The sequence below is a fragment of the Paraburkholderia sp. genome (genome assembly GCF_035656215.1).
GTDB lineage: Bacteria > Pseudomonadota > Gammaproteobacteria > Burkholderiales > Burkholderiaceae > Paraburkholderia.
The window spans coordinates 1-7276 of sequence record NZ_DASRSY010000093.1 but is presented as its reverse complement, the minus strand read 5'-3'; the positions used below and the strand labels follow the sequence as shown (position 1 = coordinate 7276).

The following is a 7276-nucleotide window of genomic DNA, read 5'->3' as shown; positions in this document are numbered from 1 at the left end:
GCACGATCCCGTCGCGCTCCGCCTGCCAGACGGCGCGGGCAGCGTCGAAACCCGTCTGCGGATCGGCATGGTTTCCACTTGCATCGACCTTACCCCAGCGCAACTGCGCCAACGGCTTCTTCAACCGCCGCGCGAGTTGCTCATCGAGCGACGCGGGACCGGCGCGTTTGGCCACCAGCCACGCGGCGAAAGCAGGATGCTCATAGGCCATCGGTTCCACTTGCTCGCGCCAGAAATCGGCCGCCATGTCGAAACGCAAGGCCGCGTCGTCGGCTTCCATTTCGAATGCGAACGGCATGGCTGCGGCGAACGGCGCCTCCTGCAACGCACGCTGACAGAATGCGTGGATGGTGTGAATCGCGGCCTGGTCGAACGTACGCAGTGCACGGCGCACGACCTTCAACGCTGTCTCGCGATCGATGCCACGCTCCGGCGCCAGCGTCGTTTCAAAGAGACGCTGGATGAACGGGTCGCCACTGTCGTCGTCCGTATCGATAGCCCGATCCAGTTCCGCGAGCCGCCCGCGAATCCGCTCGTGCAACTCCGCGGTCGCCGCCTTTGTAAAGGTCACGACAAGAATCTGATCGGCGTTCAGGTTCTTTTCGAGCAGCAGTCGCACGTACAACGCGCAGATGTTCCAGGTCTTGCCGGTTCCGGCCGATGCCTCGATCTGATTGACGCCGTCGAGCGAACATGCGAAGACGTCGAGCTCTTGCGCGACTAGCGCGTGATGGTGAACGGCGCCGCTCATGATGCGCTCCGAAGATGCTGCACGAGCGGTTTGAAAACGATCGAGGCAAGACTGCCGAACGGTTCGTCGAGCGTAAGCGGCGTGCCGCGCAGCGCAATGCGCAAGGCGGGGTCGTCGGACTCGCCGCGCACACGGTCATTGACCCACACGCCCTGCGCCGCGGAATCGCTTTCGCTGACCTTCACCCATGCGCTCTTCGGGAAAAAGCGCAGCGGCAGCATGCGCCCTGCTCTGAACAACGCGGCAAGCGGCGCCAGTTCATCGAGCGGTGCGGCAACCGGCGTGAGCTCAAAGCTCTCGCCGCTGCCATGCCAAACCGTGCGGCGCGGGCCGTTCGGCTGTGCAGCGCAATAGACCAGATGCGCAAGCCATGCCGACAGATAGTCGCGCGCAGTAGGCCTGGCGTAGCGGAAAATCACCTGCCCTGTTTCGGTCAGCAAATTCAGGGTGCCGTGCAGTTGCAGCGGTGTTTCGGCCGCTTTGCGGAGCGCCGCGTCATGCGGACCGAAGAGCGCATCGGCGATGTCGGCACGATCGGGCCAGCGCGGCACGATATCAAGCACGAACGGCAAACGCTCGACACCCGACGCGACTTCGCGGCGCACGCTGTCGGCAAGTTGGCGCAGCGCCCCGAGTTCGCGCGAGCGCCATACCGCACCGGTCGCACCACCCGGCAACTCGGGACTGGCCGCGGCAACGCGGCGCACGCGGTCGAACATGCTGTCGTCGTCTTCGGCGTCACTGTTCAACAGTACCGGCAGGAGCCGCTCCGCCAATGCGTCGCGACCCGCCCAATCGAGTTCGAACGGCTCGGTGTCGAGCAATTCGCCCTGCGCATCCGACAACACGATACCCAGGCGGTCACGCAACAACGCACGCGCCGGATGGCGCCAGAAACGCACGAATTCGTCGAAGGCAACAGAGGCCGAATCTTCCGCGGGCAACGGTTGATCGAAGAATGGCGCGGCGACCGGATGCTGCGGCGCGGCCAGCAAACTGGCCAGTTCCGCGCGATCCCTGTCATAAGTGAAGAGGCCACGCTGCGACGAGAAATAATCCGACGCGAACGCCTGCAGCGGATGATCGATGATGAAGGCATGACGTGCGGCTTCGATTTCCGCCGGACTCGCCCCTGCGCCCGCCGACACTTGCGCGAGGTGATCGAGCAATTCGTCGACCAGCGCGGCCGGTGGCAAGGGCGCGTTGTCGCGAATGCTGCGGCCCGTATAAGCGATAAACAGCCGGTCGCGCGCAGCCAGCAACAAATCGAGGAACAGATTGCGTTCGTCGTCGCGGCGCTGCCGGTCGCCTGCTTTACCGAACGCGGCCATCAGGTCGAATTCGTCGGCGCGGGCGAGACTCGGCAACACGCCGTCGTCCATACCGAGCAGGCAGACAACGCGATACGGCAACCCGCGCAAACTGGTCAGCGACGAAAACGTCACGCTGCCCCACGGCACGCCGCCGCGCGCCGGATCGTCGAGCGCCTCGGTGAGTGCGCCGCGCACCACGGCGGCGGGCAATACGACGTCTTGCGCGCCCGCCTGCATCGCGTCGCCCATCTTGTCGATGGCGTCGCGTACCGCCGCCAGCGAGTCGGCAAACTCCACGCCGCCGTCGAAACACTGCGCGAGCGTCTCGAGCAGCAGTTGCGCCCATTCGGCAGGTGTCTGCTCGATTGCGCAGCGCTGCGCGAAGGTCTCGATATCGTCGACGAAACGCGACAGGCGGCCGAGAAGCTCAGCGTCCGAGCCATCGGCACCTTCAACGGGCAGCCAGGCGTCGACCGGCTCGCCGCCATCCGGCATCGCGTAGCCGAGGTACAGACGGGTCAGCGCATCGGCGAACGTATGACGCGCGACAGGCACGTGTTCACCCGTCGGCTCGCCCGGCACAAGCCCCCGACGGGCACCGGCTGCCGCGAGCCATTCCTGCGCGGCTTCGAGAGCGCTTGCGTCGATCCCGTAACGCGCGGCAATCGCATCGACCCGCAGCCATTCGATCAGATCCGGTGCACCCACGCTGCGCTCAGGCAACGCCAGCCAATCCAGCAGCAATCGTGCGACCGGATTGGTCTGCGAGGGCGGCAAACCGGTGATCCGATACGGAATGCGGCGCGTATCGCCAAGGGGCGCGGTGCCGAACACCGCATCGATCAATGGCCCGGCAGCCGCGAGGTCGGACACGGCAACCAGCACGTCGGATGGCTGCAGATCGTCGAACTCATCGAACCAGCCGAGCAGGCGGTCATGCAGCACTTCGAGCTGCCGCGACAGGCTGTGACACACATGGACTTCAATGCCGCTCTCGATCGGCAGTTCATCCGTGTCCGTCTCCGCCCGCAGATCGAGGATGCCGTTCTGCACGGCGGCGAGCCAGCTCGGCCCCGGATTCTCGGTGAAATCGCCCGTCTCGCCGGATGCGGCGCTTTCGGTCAGCTCATGCAGCATGTGCAGTTGCGCCTGAGTCTGACGGCCCCACTCGGCCAGCAGCGGATGGCCCACTTCCTGATAGTCGAGCTGGCCGGCAACATCGAGCGCTTCGACGCGGCCTGCACTGACCACGTCGAACCAGAACTCGCGGCACGGGTTCATCACATACAGGCGCACATCGACCCAGCGCGAAAGCGCGCGCAGCAGAGCGACGTGCAGCGGCGGCATGGTCGGCAGTGCGAACACGCTGACCGCTTCGGGCCACTGCGCGTTCGAGATGGCTTCGAGATCGAGCGCGCCGATTTCTTCGAGAAAGCGATAAGCAGGCGGCAACGCCGCCGCGGGCGTTTGCGCGTGGCCCGCCACTTCGGCAAGCACGGCGCGCCCGAGTGCGGCTTGCCAACGCTCGTCTTCGCGCGCCGCTTCGCTCGCACCGACGAGACGCGGACCGTTGTCATCCGCGGCACCGCTCGCGAAGATCGAACCGCCCTTCTGCCATTGCAGCAGCCATTCCGGGCGATAGGTCAGATAGTGGTCGAGGACAGTCGCCACGCGGCGCGCCAGTTCGTAGCGCATCGACGCATCCGCCGCATCGAGATAGGTACGCAGACGCGGCGAGGCGTTCCAGGGCAATGCCTCATCTGCCTCTCCCAGCAGCCGGTAGCAGCGCCAGACGAGCCGGTCCGGCGCGAACGGCGAATGCTTGGGCACCTCGATCACGCCGCCGATTTGCGCCCACAGCCACTGCGCGAGATAACCAAAATTGACATTCGCGCAGATGCCCTGGCGCCCTGCAATGTCGAGCTCGAGCCGCCGCCGCACCGCCGCGCTCGGGACGATCACGGGCTGCGCGGTCCAGGGATCGGACGGCGCTTGCGCCAGGTCGTCGAGCAGCGCGCCGACAAGGGTTTCGTAGCGGTTCGAGTAGAAGAGTTGGAGCATGGATCCCGGAAAAGCATGCGACGCGAGCGGAACGCCCTGGCCGCGACAGACATTGAAGCGACAGCATAACAAACGCGCTCCCAAGGCAGAACCTGGCCAAACGGACGAGGTCAGATCAGGCACAAAATCAGTTAGACTCGACGGCAGTTTGGGTCTGCCCCGAGTCGGCCCCGGGTCGACCTTTTCAACCGCGTTTTCTCAGTGAATGGAATCCAGGCAGTCGATGCGCTATTCGGTTGAAATAAAAAAATTCCTCTACAGCCAGTACTTTTATGGCGGCCTGCGCATCGCAGTCGGCGTCTCGTTGCCGGCCATATTGTGTTTGATCGTGTTTCACGATCGCGAACTCGGCTTCACGATCGCGACCGGCGCACTCGGCGCATGCGTGGTCGATATGCCGGGCCCGCTCAAGTACAAGCACAACGAGATGCTGGCGTGCACGGTGATCGGCTTCCTGTCCGCGCTCGCCACCGGTCTCGCCACAGTCAATCCGGTGGCGCTGTGGTGCACGGTCGTGCCGCTCACCTTCGTGCTCTCGTTGATCGTCGTGTATGGCAACCGCTGGCCGCAAATCAGCTTCGCCACGCTGTTCATGATGATCATGACGCTGGAAGAGCGTTTCACGCCGATGCAGGCGCTCGTCAATGCGTCGTGGATTCTGGTGGGCGGTCTCTGGTACACCTACTGGTCGACCTTCGTGAGCCGCTGGATGATGCATCGCATCGAACAGCAGGCGCTCGCCGAAAGCGTGTTCGCGTGCGCGGACTATCTGCTCGCGCGCGCCGCCTTCTACGATCTCGACAACGATCTCGACGAGTGCTATCGCAATCTGGTCGATAAGCAGATTACCGCAGTCGAGCGTCAGGATGCCGCGCGCGATATCGTGCTGCGCAATCTGCCCAAGCTGAAAGCCGGGCGGCTCGAACCGCGCCGGGCAATCCTGTTCAATCTGTTCATCAATACCGTCGATCTGCACGAACTGTTTGTCGGCACCCATGTCGATTACTCGCTCGTACGCACCACGTTTGGCGGCTCCGACCTGCTGGTGTTTTACCGCGATCTGATTCGCAAATCCGCAGCCGATCTCGAAGAAATTGGACTCGCGGTATTGCAAAACCAGCCGCCGCGTATCCGCGTGAATGTAAAAGCCGAATTGCGCGCCATCGAGTTCGAGATCGAACTGATGCGCAAGCAGGACCTGGCGGCCAAAAATCCCGAGGCTTATTCCGCGATATCGTCCACGTTCCGGCGCATCTGGAGCGCCACGCGCCTGATCGACAAGATGCGCAAGAGCCTGTCGAGTGACCCCAGCGCGACCGAGACCGAACTGCGCCTCGACCAGGCGCTTTCCCGCTTCGTATCGAGCCGCCGCGTGCCGTTCGGGCAGATCTTCTCGAATCTGACGATGGCCTCGCCGAGCTTCCGCCATGCGCTGCGCGTAACGATTGCGGTCGCCGTAGGTTTCTGGCTCGGCCGTCTGCTGCCGCTCACCAACGCATACTGGATCGTGATGACCACCGTCATCATCCTGAAGCCCGGCTATTCGCTGACCAAGCAGCGCAATGGGCAGCGGATAATCGGCACGCTGATTGGCTGTGCGGCGAGCATCGCGTTGATGATCTTCGTCAAGGAACCGCACATCCTGCTGGTGGTGATGTTCGCGTCGATGGTGATGAGCTACAGCCTGTTGCTGTTCAATTACACGGCGAGCGTGGTGTTCACGTCCTCGTATGTGCTGCTCATGTTCCATCTGCTCGCGCCAGGCAGCATGCGCATCATCGGCGAACGCGCAATCGACACCGTGGTGGGCTGCGCGATTGCGATTGCGGCGAGCCACCTGTTCCCCTACTGGGAATACCGCTTGATGGGCAAGCTCGTCAACAACATGATCAATGCGACGCGGCAGTATCTGGAAGCAAGCTGGTGGTGGAGCGGCAAACCGGCCACCGCGGTTGTCGCTACGGTGACTGAAGCCGGCGCGTTTGCACCCGCTGCGGCGATGGCTGATCCGGCGGTCGAATTCGTCAGACCGGCGCTCGTGGCGGCAAACGCCGGAGCGAATGCGGGCGGCAACGCTGCTTCCAAACCTGGCGCAAACGCTGCTGCGACTGCTGGTGGGACCGCTGATGCAGGCGCCGGTGCGACCGTTGGCGCAAGCAGCGCCGGCACCACCACGGTAAGCAACGCGACCGCCAAGCCGACCGGCGGTGCGTCCGCTGCCGCCGTAGCCGCTGCAACCGCGCTCGATCGCGACTATCGCTACCGGCTCGCGCGCAAGAACGTCCACGTGGCGTTCGCCAACCTGGGCCAGGCCTTCCAGCGCATGATGCTAGAGCCGAAGTCCGCGCAGAAGTTCGTGCCGGAATTGAACGACCTACTGGTGCGCAGCCACGTACTCGCCTCGCAGATCACAGTGGCCGCGCCGTTGTTGCGCACCTCCGCGCAGCAGGCCGACAGCGTTTCGCTACAGCCGTTGCAACGCGCTCTGAGCGCGATCCGCGACAATCTGACCGAAGCCGAAGCTGGTAGCGCGCCTGCGGCCGATCAGGGCGAGCAGGTCAAACAACTGGCACGTGAATTGGATGCGATGGTGGTCGAGACGGAGAAGTCGCCGGACCACTCGGCGGATGCCGTGCACGACATGAAATTGCTCGCCCATCAATGCAAGCAGATGCTGACGGCGTCGGCGCTGATTCGCAAGGATGCGAGCATGATTCGCCTGCCGGAAGAGTGAAGCGACGAGGGCCGCGATAAGGGGCCGGGCCCGTCGTTTGCGGCGCGCTGGCGGCTAGTCTTCTGCGCACGCCAGCTATCAACGTTGCGTCTGGCGTCGCGGCCAAATCAGGTACGACGCCGGACCGTCGATCAATCGGGTCGTCTTATTGTGCGGCGTCGCTTGCGGGCTTCACTAGGGTCGCTGCCGCTGCGTCCGATGCAATAGTTGGAGCCGGCGCGTTCTGGCGGTCGAAATCGCGCTTTTCCGTGATGGCGTTGTAGAAGAGCGTGGCGATCACCAGCAGTACCGCGACCACGATGAAAACAGCAATGCCAAGGGTCGGATTCTTCTTGCGCGGCGGTTTGTTCATGAGGCGGGCTCGGTTCGCGAGGCAGTCGCGGATAGTGTCTGGGAAGGCGGCATTCTACGCCCACT

General features: G+C 63.9%; 4 protein-coding genes. 1 reads left to right on the top strand and 3 read right to left on the bottom strand.

Going from position 1 to position 7276, the window contains the following annotated elements; translation table 11 throughout:
* Both VFE81_RS05090 and recC read right to left on the bottom strand, forming a co-directional pair.
* On the bottom strand, positions 1-751 hold a 751-nt coding region (locus VFE81_RS05090; protein ID WP_325043553.1), incomplete at its 3' end, for a UvrD-helicase domain-containing protein.
* A complete protein-coding gene (gene recC, locus VFE81_RS05085; RefSeq protein ID WP_325043552.1) occupies positions 748-4125 on the bottom strand; it encodes an exodeoxyribonuclease V subunit gamma in 3378 nt (1125 codons plus the stop codon). The genes VFE81_RS05090 and recC, both read right to left, overlap by 4 nt.
* A gap of 223 nt (positions 4126-4348) precedes the next feature.
* On the opposite strand from recC, the gene VFE81_RS05080 reads away from it, so the two are divergent.
* Positions 4349-6859 carry an FUSC family protein gene (locus VFE81_RS05080; RefSeq protein WP_325043554.1) on the top strand — a complete coding sequence of 837 codons (2511 nt, stop codon included), beginning with the start codon at positions 4349-4351 and terminating at the stop codon, positions 6857-6859.
* Positions 6860-7004: 145 nt separating this feature from the next.
* Here VFE81_RS05080 and VFE81_RS05075 read toward each other — a convergent pair whose 3' ends face one another.
* Positions 7005-7211: a hypothetical protein gene (locus VFE81_RS05075; protein WP_325043551.1), complete on the bottom strand. Its 207-nt coding sequence runs from the start codon at positions 7209-7211 to the stop codon at positions 7005-7007.
* Positions 7212-7276: the final 65 nt, after the last annotated feature.